The organism is Sphingobium sufflavum, assembly GCF_021403115.1.
In the GTDB taxonomy this organism is placed as follows: Bacteria; Pseudomonadota; Alphaproteobacteria; order Sphingomonadales; family Sphingomonadaceae; genus Sphingobium; species Sphingobium sufflavum.
Genome location: NZ_JAJSSH010000001.1, coordinates 570,390 through 587,431, shown reverse-complemented (window position 1 = coordinate 587,431; position 17,042 = coordinate 570,390). Strand labels below are relative to the sequence as shown.

The following is a 17,042-nucleotide window of genomic DNA, read 5'->3' as shown; positions in this document are numbered from 1 at the left end:
CAGACCTCTTCCCGTTTGCTGCGGTGCACAATAAGTCGACTTCTCAAAAAAATCAACCAATTTTTTGCACCGCAACATAGAGAAATATGGCCTATAGATTACAGGAAATCAGTAGTTTACGAAAACTTTTCAACTGTTCAGGGCTAAATGCAGTCCTATTCTAACGCATCAGCACATAACGGCCCGGCGCATCCTCCAGCGCGGGCAGGCGCCCCTTGCCGGGCTTGCGCGCCTTGGCGGAGGGCACCTGAACCGGGTCCAGCCCGGCGATCCATGCCGCCCAGTCGGGCCACCAGCTCCCCTTCGTCTCCGTCGCGCGGGCGCGGAATTCGTCGAAGGTGCCGACCGGCTCGTCATGGGTCCAATATTGATATTTCTGCTTCACCGGCGGGTTGACCACCCCCGCGATATGGCCGGACCCCGCCAGCACGAAACGGGACGGGCCGGACAGATGGCCGCGCAGCTTCCACACCGAGCGGGCGGGCGCGATATGATCCTCCACCCCCGCCTGGATATAGGCGGGCACCGTGACCCGGCGCAGGTCGATGGGCGTGCCGCCGACCGACAGGCTGCCCGCCTGCACCAGCCGGTTGTCGCGGTACAGATCCTCCAGATAGGAACGCAGCCAGCGCGCGGGCAGGTTCGTCGTGTCGCCGTTCCAGAACAGCAGGTCGAAGGGCGAATAATCGTCCGCCAGCAGATAATTGTTCACGACATAGGACCAGATCAGGTCGTTGCCGCGCAGCAGGTTGAAGGTGGCGGCCAGATAGCGCCCGTCGAGGAATCCGTCCGTCACCAGCCGGTCGATCATCTGGATCTGCTGGCTGTCCACGAAGAGCCGGAGGTCGCCCGAATCGGCGAAATCGACCTGCGCGGTGAAGAAGGTCGCGCTCTTGACGATGTCCTGCCGCCCATGCGCGTCCAGCCAGGCGAGCGTCGCGGCCAGCGTGGTGCCCGCCACGCAATAGCCGATGGCATGGACCGATTCGACGTCCAGCAGGCCGCGCACCGTGTCGATGGCGTCGACCTGCGCGCCGACATAATCGTCCCACACCGTATCCGCCATCGCGGCATCGGCGGATTTCCAGGAGACCATGAAGACGGTCAGCCCCTGATCCACCGCCCAGCGCACGAAGCTCTTCTCCGGCGAGAGGTCGAGGATGTAGAAACGGTTGATCCACGGCGGGAAGATGATGACCGGCGTTTCCTGCACGGTCTTCGTCGTCGGGCTGTACTGGATCAACTGGTAGAGCGGCGTCTCATGGATGACCTTGCCCGGCGTGACCGCGATATTCTCCCCCACCGTGAAGGCGTTGAGGTCGGTCTGCTGGAGCTGGCCGCGGCCCAGATCCGCCATCATCCGCTCCAGCCCGACGAGCAGGTTGTTGCCGTTCGTCTCGATCGTGCGCTGCACGACCTGCGGATTGGTGAAGGGGAAATTGGCCGGGCTGGTCGCGTCGATCAGGCCCTGCATCGCGAAACGCGCCCGTTCGCGCTGCTGCCAATCGAGGCCCTCGATGCTGTCGACCGACCGCAGCAACGATTCGGACAGGAGCAGGTAGGACTGGCGCAGCACGGAATAGACGGGATGGTCCGACCATGCCGGATCGCGGAACCGCCGGTCGGGGGATGCGGGCGCGGCATCGCCGGCGGCGGGGCTATTGACGGGCCGGCCCTGCGCGAGGTCGGCCAGCAGATTCTGCCAGAGGGCCAGCCCCTTTTGCGTGCTCTCCGTCTGGATCTCCGCGATTTTCTCCAGCGTGCCGTTGAGCGGCGGCGCGCCATGCCCCCCGGTCATGGCGGCGGCGCGCTCCAATATCGTCTGCTGCGCGAGGCCGACGATCCGGGTCCAGTGCTGCAACTGGCCCAGCGACGGCGTCACCCCGTCCAGCACCGTGGCCCCGGCCGGATCCGCTTTTCCATCCTGTGCGATGATTCGTCTCCCTGTCAGGCTGCTCTTTCACTGGAACGGCTCGGCCTGCCGGTATATAGCCATAGGCACCGTCAGCCGCGCAACGCCTTTATCAGGCCGCAGAAAACGGCGGGCGGATTATGAAACGGCGCTGTGCGCCACGGGAGCCACGCGGCTTCCCCAATCGAAAGCAAGAGGTCAATGTCCGAAGAATTCTACCGCATGAAGCGTCTCCCCCCCTATGTCATCGCCGAAGTGAATGCGATGCGGGCGGCGGCGCGAGCGGCGGGTGAGGACATCATCGACCTGGGCATGGGCAATCCCGACCTGCCGCCGCCCGACCATGTCATCGCGAAACTGGTCGAGGTCGCGCAGAAGCCGGACGCCCATGGCTATAGCCAGTCCAAGGGCATTCCCGGCCTGCGCCGCGCACAGGCCAATTATTATGCGCGCCGGTTCGGCGTGGACGTGGACCCGGAGACGGAAGTCGTCGTGACCATGGGGTCGAAGGAGGGGCTGGCCAGCCTCGCCACCGCGATCACCGCGCCGGGTGACGTGGTGCTGGCGCCCAACCCCAGTTACCCGATCCACACATTCGGCTTCATCATCGCGGGGGCGACCATCCGATCCGTGCCGACGACCCCGAACGAGGATTATTTCCGCGCGCTGGACAAGGCGATGGCGTTCACCGTGCCGCGGCCGTCGATCCTGGTCGTCAACTATCCGTCCAACCCGACGGCGGAGACGGTCGAGCTGCCCTTCTACGAGCGGCTGGTGGCGTGGGCGAAGGAGAACAAGGTCTGGATCCTGTCCGACCTCGCCTATTCCGAGCTTTATTATGACGGCAACCCGACCCCCTCCATCCTTCAGGTGCCGGGCGCGAAGGATGTGGCGATCGAGTTCACGTCGCTGTCGAAGACCTATTCGATGGCGGGCTGGCGCATGGGCTTTGCGGTCGGCAATCCCAAGCTGATCGCGGCGATGACGCGGGTGAAGAGCTATCTCGACTATGGCGCGTTCACGCCGATTCAGGCGGCGGCCTGCGCGGCGCTCAACGGTCCGCAGGACATTGTCGAGCGTAACCGCGAACTCTACCACAAGCGCCGCGACGTGCTGGTCGAGAGCTTTGGCCGGGCGGGCTGGGACATTCCCCCGGCGCGCGCGTCCATGTTCTGCTGGGCGCCGTTGCCGCCCGCGCTCAAGGAGATGGGCAGCCTCGAATTCTCCAAGCAATTGCTGACGCAGGCGAAGGTCGCGGTCGCACCCGGCGTCGGCTATGGCGAGGATGGCGAGGGTTTCGTGCGCATCGCCATGGTGGAGAATGAGCAGCGACTGCGGCAGGCCGCGCGCAGCATCCGCAAATATCTCCAGAGCATGGGCGTCAATGCGCCGCCCGCCAATGCCAGCAAGGGCGCGGCCTGAGCCTCGTCAAAGCCATAGTCCGTGTCAGGCTTCGGGATCGCGCGCGCGATGACCGACGCTTTGACATGACGGGCGGTCGCCCATGACCAGCGGCCTGCCGATCCCGCCCGTCACGGATGTCGCGCATATCATCCAGCTCGCGCTGGCGCCGGTGTTTCTGCTCACCGGCGTCGGCGCGTTCCTGAATGTCTGCACCGGGCGTCTGGCGCGGATCGTCGACCGGGCGCGGGTCATCTCGCCCCTGATCCTGTCGGAAAAGGGACGGGAGCATGACCGGCTGGTCGAGGAACTGCGCGTCCTCGACCGGCGCATGGGCATCGTCGATGTCGCGATCCTGCTGAGCGTCATCAGCGCGGGCCTCGTCTGTCTGGTCGTCGTGCTGCTGTTCGCGGCGGAGGTGATCGGGCGGCCGCTGGGCACGGTCATCGCGCTGTTCTTCATCGCGTCCATGCTGTGCCAGGCGGCGGCCTTCGCCAGCTTCATCGTGGAGATCAGGCTATCCGCCCGCATCATCCGCATCAACGACGAACTGCTGTTCCACCGCGCGGAGGATGGGACGGAGGACGGCCGGGCCTGACCCCGACGCGACCGGCCGGATCAGGCCGAATATCAGCCGGGACGGATCAACGCACGGCCAGCCTGATCGAATAACGCCCCTCCCCCGGCACATATTCCAGCGGGGCGCGCAATTGCCGCGACAGGCCGGTGAGCACGCGCCCGAACCGCTCCTCCAGCAATTGCTCCACATCGGGATCGGGCCGGAGCGAGTCCGACGCGATGGACAATTCGCCCTTGTCCGGCTCCTCGCTGTCCCGGCGCAACGCCACCAGAACGGGGCTGGACCGGCCACTGAGGATCGCCAGTTCGACCAGCTCCGTAATGAGGAACGCGGTGGGAACCGCCGTGTCCTGGCTGAGATGGAGGTGGTCGGCGGCGACTTTGATCGCCAGTTGCCTGCCCGGCGCGCTGCCCCGCAGCCCGCTGGCCAGTTCGCTGATGAGCGCCTGCGCGTCGATGCCGGCGCTGTATTCCGCCGATGCATAATGGTTGCGATGCACCACCGACAGCGCATCGACGCGCCGCTGGATGGAGGCATAGGCTTCCGCCGCCGCCGGATCGGGACTGGCGCGGCTGTGCAGATTGATGAGGCTGGCGATGATCTGGAGGTTGTTCTTGACGCGATGATGCACTTCGCGCGTCAGGGCGCGCTGATGCACCAGCGCGTCGGCCAGTTGCCCCTCATGCTCCACCACATCTTCGGAGATTTCGCGGAACGTCTCGCCCAGCGTCCGGATCTCCTGCGCCAGCGTGGCGTCGTCGGGCAAGGGGCCGAGCATCGTGCCGGGCTGATAGGCGGCGACATAGCGGTTGAGGCCGATGAGCGGGCGGATGAGATAGCGGTTCACCACCCACCAGCCGACCGCCGCCGCCGCGAACCACATGACGATGGGCAATATGGTCGCGGCAAACCGCAGCAGGTCCACCGGGGGCCGCTGCGTGGTCATCGCCAGTTGCAACCCGCCCAGATTGAGCGGGGCGACCGCCCGGTCCACATCCGCCGGGTCGGGCCGGGCGCCATCGGTGGTCAGCGGCAGGCGCAAATGACCGCGATGGAGTGTCAGGCTGACAAAGCCGGGATCATGGTCGCGCAGGCCCGTACGCTCCCCCAGTTCCTGCGGGCCATAGCTGATGAGGCCACGAATGGCGCCGTTCATGCTGTTGACCCGGACGAGCAGGTGGCGCGCCCCTTCGACGATCGTCGCCTGCTGGTCGAACAGGGTCGCACCGCCCGCGTCATACACGCGGGGGACTGTCCCGAAATGGCACAGGGGTCGCCCATCACCATCGAACATCGCGAAACCGAAATCGCGGTCATGGCCGCGCAACTGGTTGCTGGCCCGCTGACAGATGGCGGTGCTGCGCGGATGGGCGGCGAGATCGTTGGCGACCAGCCGCATGGTCGAACGGTCAGCGTTGATCTCACCCAGCAGGCGGCTGGCCCCTTCCGCGGCGGCCAGGTTCAACCCGGCCACCCGCTCCATCTCCACGGTGCGGATCGTCTGCACGGTGCCGATGACCGCCACCACACCCAGCGGCAGCAATGCCAGCATCAGAGCCACGAATAACTTGAAGCCGGTGGTGGAATGGCCTGCGCCAAGGCGGCCGGTCGATGCCAGTTGGGCGGCTATGCGGGCGCGCGTGAAACGCCGCTTCACGCTCATTTCATCTGTCATTCCAACTTGTTAAGAAGATCCATGAGGTCATCGGGGATCGCTTCGTCGACTGTCTGGCGATAGGCGCCCCGTAATAACTGGCCGACATCGCCCGGCGCGCGTGGAGCCTTGGGCGACCTGACGGCGGATGGCTTGCGAGAGGAGGTTGTCGCCTGAGCAGACGATTTGCGCGCCCGCACCGGCTTGCCTTCCAGGGATGTTTCGGCCGGATCGGTTCGCACACGCACCTCCCCTCCTGTCGCATCCCCCTGCGCGTCGCCTGCCTCTCGACGCAGGGCATCGACCGGGGATCCATCACTGGTTGCGACCTTGCGATTCAAAGCATTGCCCCCGACATATCTCTCTTGTGGATCACTTGGCCCTCATGATGCAATGCCTGCCTTAATCATCCGTACCAGCCGCTTAAAGCATAAAAACATTGTTATCGCGCCCGCAATGAAACCATTATGCCCTGTGTTGGTTCCATCATTTGTCGAACCGGCGCTTCTTCGTCGGAAGGCTTGGTCAATCGGGCGGTGGGTGTGGTCCGTTGGGGGGGTATCCCGGCGAAAATTCCAGCCTCGCCACGCCCGGCGGGAGAAAGTATCAGAATGTCGCTTGGTCAACAGTTGCAACCCCATTTGCCGTTCCTTCGCCGTTATGCGCGCGCCCTGACCGGCAACCAGACCGACGGCGACGCCTATGTGCGCGCCACGCTGGAAGCGATCATCGCGGCCCCGCAGGAATTTCCCGCAGACGTCGGTCCCCGGCTGGGCCTGTACCGGACCTTCCACGCCATCTGGGACAGCGCGGGCAAGGCGCTGACCGACGATCATGGCGGCGAATCGGACCAGGAATCCATCGCCAACGCCCGGCTGGCCGCCATCCCCTCGCAATCGCGGCAGGCCCTGCTGCTCAGCGCGATGGAGGGCTTCGCCAATAATGAGGTCGCCTATCTCATCAACGAGGATGAGGAACGGGTCGAGGCGCTGGTCGACCAGGCCATGGCCGAGATCGAGGCGCAGACCCGCACCCGCGTCCTCATCATCGAGGACGAGCCGATCATCGCGATGGATATCGAAACCATCGTGCGCGATCTGGGCCATGACGTGACCGGCATTGCCGTCACCCGTGACGAGGCGGTGCGCGAGGCGATGGCCGTCCGCCCCGGACTGGTGCTGGCCGACATCCAACTGGCCGACGACAGCAGCGGCATCGACGCGGTGCGTGACATATTGGCGGAGTTCCCGGTGCCGGTGATCTTCATCACCGCCTTCCCCGAACGGCTGCTGACCGGCGAGCGCCCGGAGCCGACCTTCCTGATTACCAAGCCGTTCCAGCGCGCGACGGTGAAGGCCGCCATTTCGCAGGCGCTGTTCTTCAACAGCGAGACGGCCCCCGCCTGATCGCCCGGACCGGCGGTCGCGATTCCCGCGATCCCGGCCGCCATGGTCCCATCATCGACCGCCAGCACCCATCGCCATCATGGCCGGACCGTCCCGGACGATCCGGCCATGATGGAATCCGGGGCTGGACCTCCACCCCGATGCGGCTATGAACCCTGTTCATGACCGAGGCCGAAGATCGCATAGCCCCCCTGGACGTCGCGCGCGGCGCGGCCATCATCGGCGTCGTGCTGATGAATGTCGCGGCCATCGCCCTGCCCCGCTCGCTCAACATCCTGCCCACGGCGGGCAATGGCGGCGTGGCCGATGCCCTCGTCTGGCTGGCCGGGTTCATCCTGGTCGATGGCAAGGCGCGCGCGCTGCTCGCCATGCTGTTCGGCGCGTCGACCCTGCTGGTGATCGACCGGGCGGAGATGGACGGGCGCGACGGCGTGGCCGCGCAGCGCCAGCGGCTGCTCTGGCTGCTACCCATCGGCATCGCCCATTATGCGCTGGTCTGGTCCGGCGACATATTGATGCTGCTGGCGGTCGGCGGGCTGATCGCGCTGCGCTTTGTCGGCCATGAGCCGATGGAGCTGGTGAAGGCGGCCTTCCTCTTCTTCGCCGCCCAGCTTCTCATCGTCCTCTTCTTCACCGTCACCGCCTATTGGGCGTCCTCCCCGGCGGACTATCATGGGCTGTTGCAGCGCGAGATGGTGCTGGACATCGCCCTCCATCGCGACGGCTATGGCGCGATCGCACTGGAGCGGATCAAGGATTTTCCGCAGGCGGCCAGCCTGCTGTCGCTCCATGCCCTGCCGGAAACCCTGGGCTTCATGATGCTGGGCATGGCGATGGCCAAGGGCGGATTTTTCTTTGGCCAATGGACGGTGGAACAGTATCGCCAGACAGCGCGCCGCGCCTATCTGGTCGGCATCCCGCCCATGCTGGCGCTGGGCCTGTGGGCCATGGCGACCGACGATCCGCGCACCATCGACATGATCGGCTATGCCGCCGCCTTTCCGTTTCGCATCCCGCTGACCATCGGCCATGCCGCCCTGCTGGTCGTGGCGGCTCAGGCGGCGGTCAGCGCGCCCCTCGCCCGCGTCGCGGCGGTCGGGCGGCTGGCCCTGTCCAACTATCTGCTGTGCAGCCTTGTGATGACCGGCATCGCCTATGGCTATGGCGCGGGCCTCTACGCCCATATCGGACGGCTGGGCCTGCTCGCCCTGTCGGCGGGGCTGCTGATCGCCATGCTGCTATGGTCGCCGCTGTGGCTGGCGAAGTTCGGGCAGGGACCGGCGGAGCGACTGTGGCGAACCATGCAGCGGCGGGGATGAAGGGTGCGCGCCATCGGCCGGGAGCGGGTGGCGTGGTGCCACGGTTTCGCCGTCGCGGGCAGTGGCTCGAACGGGTAGTGACTCGAGCGAGAGAGGCGGATAATGCGGTGGCGGTGGCGGACTTCACCCCAGTTCGATGACGCCCGGCCATAACGCCCCACAGATCATCTCTTACCCGTACCAGCGCGGCGAAACGGCCAGTCCACCAGTCCCACCGCCCAGAGCGGCGCCCAGATGATGAGCGGTTGCAGGGCCAGACGCGGCCCATGATACCACCAGCCCAGACGCACCCCGCCGATAGCGATATTATCGACGGCATGATGGATGTTGGCGGGCCAGACACACAGCGCATAAAGCGCCAGACCAAGGGCCGCGGCGACCCGGACGGGCCGGAGCCGCACGGTCGGGAGCAACAGGCCGATGGCGCCCGCAATCTCGCACCAGCCCGTCACCCGCACCACCAACGCCGCATCGGGCACCCAGCCGGGCGTGATGGCGATGAAGCCCGCCGGGGCCTCCAGATGCTTGTACCCCGCAAAGCCATAGGCCAGCGCCAGTAACCAGCGGACCAGAGTGCGCGCGCCCTTCCTGCGGATCGACGGACTTTGCCCTTCCCCGCTCCTCTGCGTGTGGCCGTCCCTGTCCATCGCCCTGTCCATTATCTTGTCCTCGCCTTGTCCCGGCCCCATCTTCTACTCCGGTGCCGGGAAGGCAAAGGATAGTGGGCGCGGCTGGTCGCAAATGGTCGGCGCACCGATCGGGCTGGCTGTCGATTCCACAGGCTCCGCACCCTATCGCCCGCGCGGCGAACCCGTGATAAGAGCGCCGCTCGCAGGAAGAAGGCTTGCCCATGAACGACCTTACCCAGACGCCCGAAATGCTGATCGGCACGATGGCCGCCCGCGCGCGCAAGGCGACCGCGATATTGGCCGACGCCAGCGATGCGGCCAAGGCGACCGCTCTGCGCGCCGCCGCCGCCGCCCTGCGCGAGGCGACAGACGCGATCCTGCGCGCCAACGCCGCCGATATGGAGCGGGGTGCGGCCAACGGCCTGACCAGCGCCATGCTCGACCGGCTGCGGCTGGACGAGGGGCGTATCGCGGCCATCGCCGATGCGGTGGACCAAGTCGCGGCGCTGCCCGATAGCGTGGGGCAACTGGTGGACGAGACGGTGCGGCCCAATGGTCTTGTCCTGCAACGGGTGCGCGTGCCGCTGGGCGTCGTCGGCATCATCTACGAAAGCCGCCCCAATGTGACCGCCGACGCGGCCGCGCTGTGCCTGCGGTCGGGCAACGCCGTGATCCTGCGCGGCGGGTCGGAGGCACTGGAGAGCAACCGCGCCATCCACGCCGCCATGGCGGAGGGCATCGCCTCGACCGGCCTGCCGGTGGATGCGGTGCAGCTGGTGCCCACGGCGGACCGGGCGGCGGTCGGCGCGATGCTGCGCGCGGCGGGGCTGATCGACATCATCGTGCCGCGCGGGGGCAAGAGCCTGGTCGCGCGGGTGCAGGAGGAGGCGCGGGTGCCCGTGCTCGCCCATCTCGACGGCATCAACCACAGCTATATTCACGCCTCCGCCGACCCGGAGATGGCGCGGACCGTGGCGGTCAACGCCAAGATGCGCCGGACCGGCATCTGCGGCGCGATGGAGACGTTGCTGATCGACCGCGCCTTCCCGGCGGCGGGTGAGGTCATCTCCGCCCTGCTCGACGCCCGTTGCGAAGTGCGCGGCGATGCGGACGTGCGCGCGCTCGACCCCCGCGTCGAAGCGGTGGAGGAGGATGACTGGGACACGGAATATCTGGAGGCGATCCTGTCCGCCCGCTTCGTGGACGGGGTGGACGCGGCGCTGGACCATATCGCGGCCCATGGCAGCCACCATACCGACGCGATCATCGCCGAGGATGCGGCGGTGGCCGAAACCTTCCTGCGCCGGTGCGACAGCGCCATCGTGATGTGGAACGCATCGAGCCAGTTCGCCGATGGCGGCGAGTTCGGGCTGGGCGCGGAGATCGGCATTTCGACGGGACGCTTGCATGCGCGCGGGCCGGTCGCGCTGGAGGGGCTGACCACCTATAAATGGCTGGTGCGCGGCACAGGTCAGACGCGCCCATGACGGTGGCGCCTGCGGGTTTCCGGGCGACGGCCGCTATTGCCCTCGCCCCCTTGTTGCTGGCCGGTTGCGCGACCGTGGTGCCGGAACCGGGAGGCCATCGCCCGACGCCGACTCCCCCGCCCGCACCCCCGGCGCCGCTGCCGACCCCGGCGAGCACGGACTGGCAGGACTGGCCGCTGACGCCGGGCAACTGGACCTATGCCCGGTCCGGCTCCTCCACGCTGGCGCGCTTTGCGTCCGGGGGGACGGTCCACGCCTGGGTCCGCTGCGACCTGACGACGCGGGTGGTGGCGATCGGGCGTTCGGCCCCTGCCGCCGACATCAGCAGCATGATGACCGTCCGCACCAGCTTCGGCACGGCGGAATGGCCCGCCCGCGCCGTGGGCGGGGCGACGCCGGGCGTGGAGGCGGTGCGCAGCGCCAGCGACCCCGGCCTCGACCAGATCGCCTTCACGCGCGGACGCTTCGCCCTGATGCTGCGCGACCGGCCGCCGGTCATCGCGCCAAGCTGGGCGGAACCGGTGCGGGTGGTCGAGGATTGTAGGGGATAGATGAGGACAGGGCGTCCCGCATCGGGCTGGCAAGTATGATTCGAAAAAAGAATAATACAAGGCTTGATCGTAAGCGGTGAATGATTCACTTTCCTCTTCAGAGGACGGGAAAACGGCTTCCAGCCACCCCGCTCTCTGCCGGTTTTAACAGCGCGAAAGGAGGTGATCCGATGTCTCATGGTTCAGCAATGGGGTCGGACAAGTCCATTCGGAGTACCCGCCGCTAATCCAGTGGCGTGGCCGCGCGAGGCCCAGCGGACGATGTCCGGCGGGCTGACGCAGCGGAGAGGCTCCGAAGGCGGCACTTTCGGCCGCTGACCATGTTTGATGGGCCGTCGAGGTATATCTGCCTCGGCGGCCCCTCTCATGTTCGGCATATGCCTCTCCTATGGAGCATAGTGGGATTTGCGCGCGGGCCGGTTTGCGCGGGTTGCTGCGGCGGGCGTGGCCGGCGCGATCTTTCCCCTTCTACTGTATCTTTTTTCTCCTCTTTCGCCGGATGGGCGATCTCTCCCGCGTGGCCGAAAGGTAGCCCTCTACCGAGAGGCTCCCTAAAGCGGGTGACAGGGCGTGGACCGGGTCGATCCGACGCCATCACATTCCGGGGCTGTCCCCTATGCGTCGCGCAGGAAGGCGACAAAGCGGCCCTTCAGACGACCGGCCACCGCATTCCCATAGGTCAGGGTCGACTGCACCTCGATCCGGGCGAGCCGTTTGCGGCGGAGCATCTTCAGGAAAGGCGGCCAGTCGCCCTCCTCGACCAGCGACGATGTGGCGGTGAAACGGCCGAGAATAGGGCGTTCATAGTCCATCGCATTGGACTGGATGACCACTTCGCACGCCAGCCCCGCCTCCACCAGCCGCAGGTGCAGGACCGACCAGGCGGAGAGGATCGCGACAGCGGAGGCGCTGCCGCCGAACACCGTGCTCTTGTGGTTGATATTGGGTTCCAGCGGGGCGGAGAGGACGACCGATTGCGCCGTGCCCGACAGCACATCCACCCGCATCGCCGCCGACAGGGGGATTTGCCGGTGCAGATAGTCTTCGAGGTCGGCCCGCTCCATCCCGCTTCCCCTGTCGTTCCCGTGACGGACGGCATGTCTGGAAAAGCGGCGAATGGCCAGCCCTGTTTGGCGATGCGGCTGGAATGGAGCGGGGCAGGGCCGTTCGCTCGCCCGTCCTGCGATCGGTGCCGCTGGTGACGCCTTCCTCCCGCCTCGCCATGGCCAACCGCATGGCGCAGCGGGTGGAAGGAGGAAGGGGCCGCCAGAGCCTACGCCACCCTAGAGCAGCCGATCCGATTGCATCGGACCGGCTGCTCTCAGTTTTTGGCTTGGCGCGTTTTCCGAGTCAGCAGGTGATGCCACCTGCTTGGAAAACGCTCTAAGCCCGATGCAGCAGCGCCCGTGCGCGCGCCACGACCTCCGCCAGCATCGCCGCGCTGGGGCTGCCCGCGCGGGCGCGGGTCAGGAGTATCCGATATTGGGTGAGCGCGGCCTCATGCCGTTCCAGCCATTGGCCAACATGGTCGCGCAACCCGCCCTTGTCCGCGCGGGCCAGGAACAGCAGCCGCATCTCCTGTATGTCCCGCTCCACGCCGGCGATCAGCAGCCGCTCCCACGGATCGACCGGGGCGAGATGCGACGCCGCCAGTTGCAGCCAGTCGAGGCCCAGGGCGGTGCTGACATCCTGCGCCGCATCCGCGACCGCGACCGCATCGTCACCGCGCCGCCGCGCCAGTTCCGCGATGCCCGCCGCACCCATCGCCTGCTCCAGCCGGGCCAGCGCCGCCGCTAGATCGGCGGGGACGCCCTGTTCGACCAGCGCGGCCTCTGCCTCCGGCGCGGTGGCGCGGGGCAGCAGCTTGGCGACGCCGGGCCGCACCATGTCCAGCGTCTCGCTGGGCGAGAGCGTGCCCGCGCTCAACCGGCACAGTTCGCGGATATGGTCCGTCACCGCGTCGGACAGGCGACGGAAATAGGCGATTCGCACCGTTTCCGGCATCTGCGCCGTGTCGGCGCTGGCCCAGATGGCGGGCAGGTCGAACAGGGTTTCCGCGACGATGAAGGCCGCCGCGACATCCGAGAGGGTAAAGCCCTCATCCTCCCCCAGCATCAGCGGCGGGATGATGCCGATGCGGTTGACGATGCGGTTGGCCACTTCGGTCGCGACGATCTCCCGCCGCAACTGATGCTGTTCGATCGCCGCCTTGTGCTTCTTCTGCATTTCGGGCGGGAAGGCATTGAACAGGTCGGGCCGGGTGATGGGATCGTCGGGCAGATGATTATGTTCGATCGCATCCTGAAGGCTGAGCTTGGCGGTGGCCAGCAGCACGGCCAGTTCCGGTCGGGTCAGGCCATGCCCCTCCTGCGCGCGGCGCATCAGTTCGGGGTCGCCGGGCAGACCCTCCACCTTGCGGTCCAGCCGCCCGCTGCGAACGAGGCCGTCGATCAGGCGGACATAGGCGGGAATATCCGCTGCGCCGCCCGCCTCCGCAATGGAGAGGCCGAGCGCCTGAAGCCGGTTGTCCTCCAGCACCAGACGGGCGACGCTGTCGGTCATCTTCGCCAGCAGCTTGTTGCGCGCGTCCGGCGTCAGGCTGCCGTCCGTCACGTCGCGGGCCAGCGCGATCTTGATGTTCACCTCATTATCGGAACAATCGACGCCCGCGCTGTTGTCGATGAAGTCGGTGTTGATGCGGCCGCCGCCCAGCGCATAGGCGATGCGCGCGGCCTGGGTGACGCCCATATTGGCGCCCTCCCCGATCACCTTGGCGCGGATCGACTCCGCATCGACGCGCACCCGGTCGTTGGCGGTGTCGCCGACCTCCGCATTACTTTGCGCCACGGCCTTGATATAGGTGCCGATCCCGCCGAACCAGATCAGATCGACATCGGCGGTCAGCAACGCGGAGATGAGCGCCGCCGGGTCCATGGCGACGGCGGCGGTGCCGATGATCGCCTGCATTTCCGGCGACAGGGGGATGGATTTCAGCGTGCGGGGAAAGACGCCGCCGCCCTTTGAAATCAGCGCCTTGTCATAATCGTCCCAGCTCGACCGGGGCAGGGCGAACAGGCGGGCGCGCTCCGCATGCGCCTTTGCCGTGTCAGGATCGGGGTCGATGAAGATGTGGCGATGGTCGAACGCCGCGACGAGGCGGATGGCTTTCGACAGCAACATGCCATTGCCGAACACATCGCCCGACATGTCGCCCACGCCCACGACGGATACGGGGTCCGCCTGCACGTCCACGCCCATTTCGAGGAAATGCCGCTGGACGGAGAGCCACCCGCCGCGCGCGGTGATGCCCATCGCCTTATGGTCATAGCCGTTGGAACCGCCGCTGGCGAAGGCGTCGCCCAGCCAGAAACCATGTTCCAGCGCGATGGAATTGGCGATGTCGGAGAAGCTGGCGGTGCCCTTGTCCGCCGCGACCACGAAATAGGGGTCGTCGCCGTCGCGGATCACCATGCCGCGCGGATGCTTCACCTTGCCCTTCACCACATTGTCGGTAACGGACAGCAGCGCGCGGATGAAAATGCGATAGCTTTCGGTGCCCTCCGCCAGCCAGGCGTCGCGGTTCGCGGCCGGGTCAGGCAGTTGCTTGGGGAGGAAGCCGCCCTTTGCGCCCGTGGGTACGATGACGGCGTTCTTGACCCGCTGCGCCTTCATCAGGCCGAGCACTTCGGTGCGGAAATCGTCGCGACGGTCGGACCAGCGCAGGCCACCGCGCGCGATGGGACCGGCGCGCAGGTGGATGCCCTCGACGCGGGGGCTGTACACCCAGATTTCCCGCCATGGCACGGGGCTGGGCAGGCCGGGGACCAGTGCGCTGTCGATCTTGAAGGCCAGCGCGCCCTGACCGGCGGGGGTGAAGGCGTTGGTGCGCAGGACGGCCTGCATGACCGACCGGATCAGGCGCAGGATGCGGTCGTCGTCGATGGCGGCGACGGCGGCCAGCGCCTCCTCGATCCGGGTTTCGATACGGGCGGCGAGGCCGTCCGCCTTCTTGCCCCGTTCCAGCGCCGGATCGTGCAGCGCGGCGAACAGCGCCACCAGATCGCCGGTGATTTTCGGCGCGCGGCGCAGCGCGGCGACCACGGTGGACAGGCCATAGGCGCTGCCCGTCTGGCGCAGGTAGCGGAAGATGGCGCGCAGCAGGATGACGCCGTCCGGCTCCAGCCCCGCGCTGAGCAACAGGTCGTTGAACCTGTCATTCTCGCCATGCCCTTCCAGCACGGACGCGATCACCCGCTCGATGGTGTCCGCGCGCTTCAGCACCGCCTTGGCCAGCGCCTCGCTGTCCAGCGCCAGCACCAGCTTCTGGATATGGCCCAGCTCGCCACCCTCGCCCAGCGAGGTGATGAGCTCCTCGATCACCCGAAAGCCGAAATTCTCCAGCGCGGGCACCGCGTCGGACAGGGTGATGGAATCGAGGCTGTAGAGCTTGAGCCGCAGATGGCCTTCCGTATCGCCGGGGTTGCGATAGAGGCGGGCATCGCGCGCGCCGACTTTGGGCAGGCGGTGGAGGCGCAATATGTCGGTCGCGGCCTGCTCTGCGCCCGCCCCCTCGCGATAGCCCATCGGAAAGCCATGGGCATAGCGCCGGGCCAGCACAGCGGCGCGCCGGGCCTCCACCGTCACCGCCAGCGCGGCCTCGACGGCGGGCGTCCAGCCGCGCACCATTTCGGCCAGCCGGGCGTCCAGCGCCGTGTCGTCGGGAATGACGCCCTCGTCGCGCAGGTCGATGACGAAGCGCAGCAGCGCAAGGCCACTCTCGTCCAGCGCCATCGACCAGCTCAGCACCGGCGCATTGGACGCGGTGGACAGCATCTGCCCGATCGCCTCGCGACGGGCGGTCGTCATCTCGTCGCGCGGCAACCAGACGAAGCCGAAGAGATGGCGTTGCAACGCGCCGGCGGCCAGTTCCACCTCCGCACGCGGACGGTCGCCCAGCGACAGCGCGGTGAAGGCCAGGTGCTCCCGATCCGCGGGCGACAGGCCCAGCAATATGTCATGCGGCAGATAGGTGAGCGCATGGACCAGCCCCTTGCCCGCATGGCCCACCGGATCGAAGCCGAAGCGGGTCATCAGCCGGTCGAGCGTCGTGCGCAGGATCGGCACGTCGGATGGCGCAGCGGCCAGCGCCGCGCTGGTCCACAGCCCCGCATGGATGGACAGGGCGGTGACGGCCTCGCCATCCTTGTCCTTCGTCTTGCTTTTACCCTTCACCGACCCGCGCACGGGCACGATGAAGACATCCACCAGCACCTGCCGATGGATGCGCGAACAGCGGTTGGATTTCAGGATCAGCGGCCCGGCGTTGCCCGCGTCGAACCAGTCGAAGGCCGCGTCCAGCGTGGCCGGAGCGAGCAGCGGCTCGTCGGCGGTGCGGCAGATGCCCAGCGGCCCCTGCACCTTGCCAGCGCGGGTGCGCCGCTCATGGCCGAGCTGGGTCAGGTTGCCCTTCAGGAACCAGCGCAGCAGGTCGCCCTCATCGCCCTCGCCCAACGTATTGGCGTCGTCCAGCATCGCCGCGATCATCGGGCGCCAGTCGGTGACGGCGGCGCGGAGCTGGTCGAGCGTCTGGTGCAGAGACGCCTCCACCGCATGGCGGCTGCGCGCGTCGGCATGGTCCGCCTCGATATAGATGATCGATTCGCGGTGCGCCTTCTCCCCCTCACCGATGGCGATCAGGTGGCCCGCGTCGGTGCGCCGCACCGGCAGCACGGGATGGACGATGATATGGACCGCCAGCCCCGCCGCGACGATGCAGCCGGAAATGCTGTCGACCAGAAAGGGCATGTCGTCGTTGATGATGGCGAAGCGCATCCGCCGCGCCGCATCGGGTCCGGGCTGGTCCTCCGCCTCCCCGCCCGTGTCGACCTGGATGATCGGCTGGCCGGGACGGCGGTCCCGCATCGCCTCACCCAGGAACAGGCTGGCCGCCTTTAGCCGGGCGCCGTTCAGCAGCCCCGGCTCCGTGCGGGCCAGCGAATCCTCGATGGCGGTGGCAAGGGCGGCGCTGACCGCGCGGCTGCTATCGTGACGGGCGTCCATGGCCTCTCCCTTTGTCGGGGCTGGCGGCCGGGGGCGGTCGCCG

General features: G+C 67.2%; 12 protein-coding genes. 6 read left to right on the top strand and 6 right to left on the bottom strand.

What is annotated here, in order from left to right; translation table 11 throughout:
- Positions 1 to 160: 160 nt before the first annotated feature.
- Positions 161 to 1,894 carry a PHA/PHB synthase family protein gene (locus LWE61_RS02900; protein ID WP_234148496.1) on the bottom strand — a complete coding sequence of 578 codons (1,734 nt, stop codon included), beginning with the start codon at positions 1,892 to 1,894 and terminating at the stop codon, positions 161 to 163.
- A 219-nt stretch (positions 1,895 to 2,113) separates the two neighbouring features.
- Between LWE61_RS02900 and LWE61_RS02895 the strand changes: the two genes are divergently transcribed.
- Positions 2,114 to 3,334: an LL-diaminopimelate aminotransferase gene (locus LWE61_RS02895; protein ID WP_234148495.1), complete on the top strand. Its 1,221-nt coding sequence runs from the start codon at positions 2,114 to 2,116 to the stop codon at positions 3,332 to 3,334.
- A gap of 82 nt (positions 3,335 to 3,416) precedes the next feature.
- Positions 3,417 to 3,911: a DUF2721 domain-containing protein gene (locus LWE61_RS02890; protein ID WP_234148494.1), complete on the top strand. Its 495-nt coding sequence runs from the start codon at positions 3,417 to 3,419 to the stop codon at positions 3,909 to 3,911.
- Between the two features lie 46 nt (positions 3,912 to 3,957).
- On the opposite strand, the gene LWE61_RS02885 is transcribed toward LWE61_RS02890, so the two are convergent.
- Together LWE61_RS02885 and LWE61_RS02880 are read right to left on the bottom strand one after the other, a co-directional pair.
- The gene (locus tag LWE61_RS02885) at positions 3,958 to 5,556 is read right to left on the bottom strand and encodes a sensor histidine kinase (protein WP_234148493.1); all 1,599 of its coding nucleotides are present in this window, start codon (positions 5,554 to 5,556) and stop codon (positions 3,958 to 3,960) included.
- A gap of 8 nt (positions 5,557 to 5,564) precedes the next feature.
- Positions 5,565 to 5,888 (bottom strand): NepR family anti-sigma factor, encoded by a 324-nt coding sequence (locus LWE61_RS02880; RefSeq protein WP_234148492.1) that lies wholly within the window; start codon positions 5,886 to 5,888, stop codon positions 5,565 to 5,567.
- Between the two features lie 270 nt (positions 5,889 to 6,158).
- Between LWE61_RS02880 and LWE61_RS02875 the strand changes: the two genes are divergently transcribed.
- Together LWE61_RS02875 and LWE61_RS02870 are read left to right on the top strand one after the other, a co-directional pair.
- Entirely contained in the window at positions 6,159 to 6,953 is a 795-nt protein-coding gene (locus LWE61_RS02875; RefSeq protein WP_234148491.1) for a response regulator, read from the top strand.
- A gap of 161 nt (positions 6,954 to 7,114) precedes the next feature.
- Positions 7,115 to 8,272: a DUF418 domain-containing protein gene (locus LWE61_RS02870; RefSeq protein ID WP_234148490.1), complete on the top strand. Its 1,158-nt coding sequence runs from the start codon at positions 7,115 to 7,117 to the stop codon at positions 8,270 to 8,272.
- A 164-nt stretch (positions 8,273 to 8,436) separates the two neighbouring features.
- On the opposite strand, the gene LWE61_RS02865 is transcribed toward LWE61_RS02870, so the two are convergent.
- A complete protein-coding gene (locus LWE61_RS02865; protein WP_326490594.1) occupies positions 8,437 to 8,931 on the bottom strand; it encodes a DoxX family protein in 495 nt (164 codons plus the stop codon).
- A gap of 191 nt (positions 8,932 to 9,122) precedes the next feature.
- Here LWE61_RS02865 and LWE61_RS02860 point away from each other — a divergent pair, with 191 nt between their 5' ends.
- Positions 9,123 to 10,388 (top strand): glutamate-5-semialdehyde dehydrogenase, encoded by a 1,266-nt coding sequence (locus tag LWE61_RS02860; protein WP_234148489.1) that lies wholly within the window; start codon positions 9,123 to 9,125, stop codon positions 10,386 to 10,388.
- Positions 10,385 to 10,939, top strand: coding sequence for a hypothetical protein (locus LWE61_RS02855; RefSeq protein ID WP_234148488.1), 555 nt, complete (start codon positions 10,385 to 10,387; stop codon positions 10,937 to 10,939). Before LWE61_RS02860 ends, LWE61_RS02855 begins: the two co-directional genes overlap by 4 nt.
- Before the next feature lie 614 nt (positions 10,940 to 11,553).
- Here LWE61_RS02855 and LWE61_RS02850 read toward each other — a convergent pair.
- Positions 11,554 to 12,003, bottom strand: coding sequence for a YiiD C-terminal domain-containing protein (locus LWE61_RS02850; protein WP_234148487.1), 450 nt, complete (start codon positions 12,001 to 12,003; stop codon positions 11,554 to 11,556).
- Positions 12,004 to 12,322: 319 nt separating this feature from the next.
- Entirely contained in the window at positions 12,323 to 16,999 is a 4,677-nt protein-coding gene (locus tag LWE61_RS02845) for an NAD-glutamate dehydrogenase domain-containing protein (protein WP_234148486.1), read from the bottom strand.
- Between the last annotated feature and the right edge of the window lie 43 nt (positions 17,000 to 17,042).

Bases quoted from the DNA above. Each gene is read 5' to 3' on its own strand.
- LWE61_RS02845 (WP_234148486.1), bottom strand. From the start codon at position 16,999: ATGGACGCCCGTCACGATAGCAGCCGCGCGGTCAGCGCCGCCCTTGCC.
- LWE61_RS02875 (WP_234148491.1), top strand. From the start codon at position 6,159: ATGTCGCTTGGTCAACAGTTGCAACCCCATTTGCCGTTCCTTCGCCGT.
- LWE61_RS02865 (WP_326490594.1), bottom strand. From the start codon at position 8,931: ATGGACAGGGCGATGGACAGGGACGGCCACACGCAGAGGAGCGGGGAA.
- LWE61_RS02870 (WP_234148490.1), top strand. From the start codon at position 7,115: ATGACCGAGGCCGAAGATCGCATAGCCCCCCTGGACGTCGCGCGCGGC.
- LWE61_RS02895 (WP_234148495.1), top strand. From the start codon at position 2,114: ATGTCCGAAGAATTCTACCGCATGAAGCGTCTCCCCCCCTATGTCATC.
- LWE61_RS02885 (WP_234148493.1), bottom strand. From the start codon at position 5,556: ATGAGCGTGAAGCGGCGTTTCACGCGCGCCCGCATAGCCGCCCAACTG.
- LWE61_RS02855 (WP_234148488.1), top strand. From the start codon at position 10,385: ATGACGGTGGCGCCTGCGGGTTTCCGGGCGACGGCCGCTATTGCCCTC.
- LWE61_RS02890 (WP_234148494.1), top strand. From the start codon at position 3,417: ATGACCAGCGGCCTGCCGATCCCGCCCGTCACGGATGTCGCGCATATC.
- LWE61_RS02860 (WP_234148489.1), top strand. From the start codon at position 9,123: ATGAACGACCTTACCCAGACGCCCGAAATGCTGATCGGCACGATGGCC.
- LWE61_RS02850 (WP_234148487.1), bottom strand. From the start codon at position 12,003: ATGGAGCGGGCCGACCTCGAAGACTATCTGCACCGGCAAATCCCCCTG.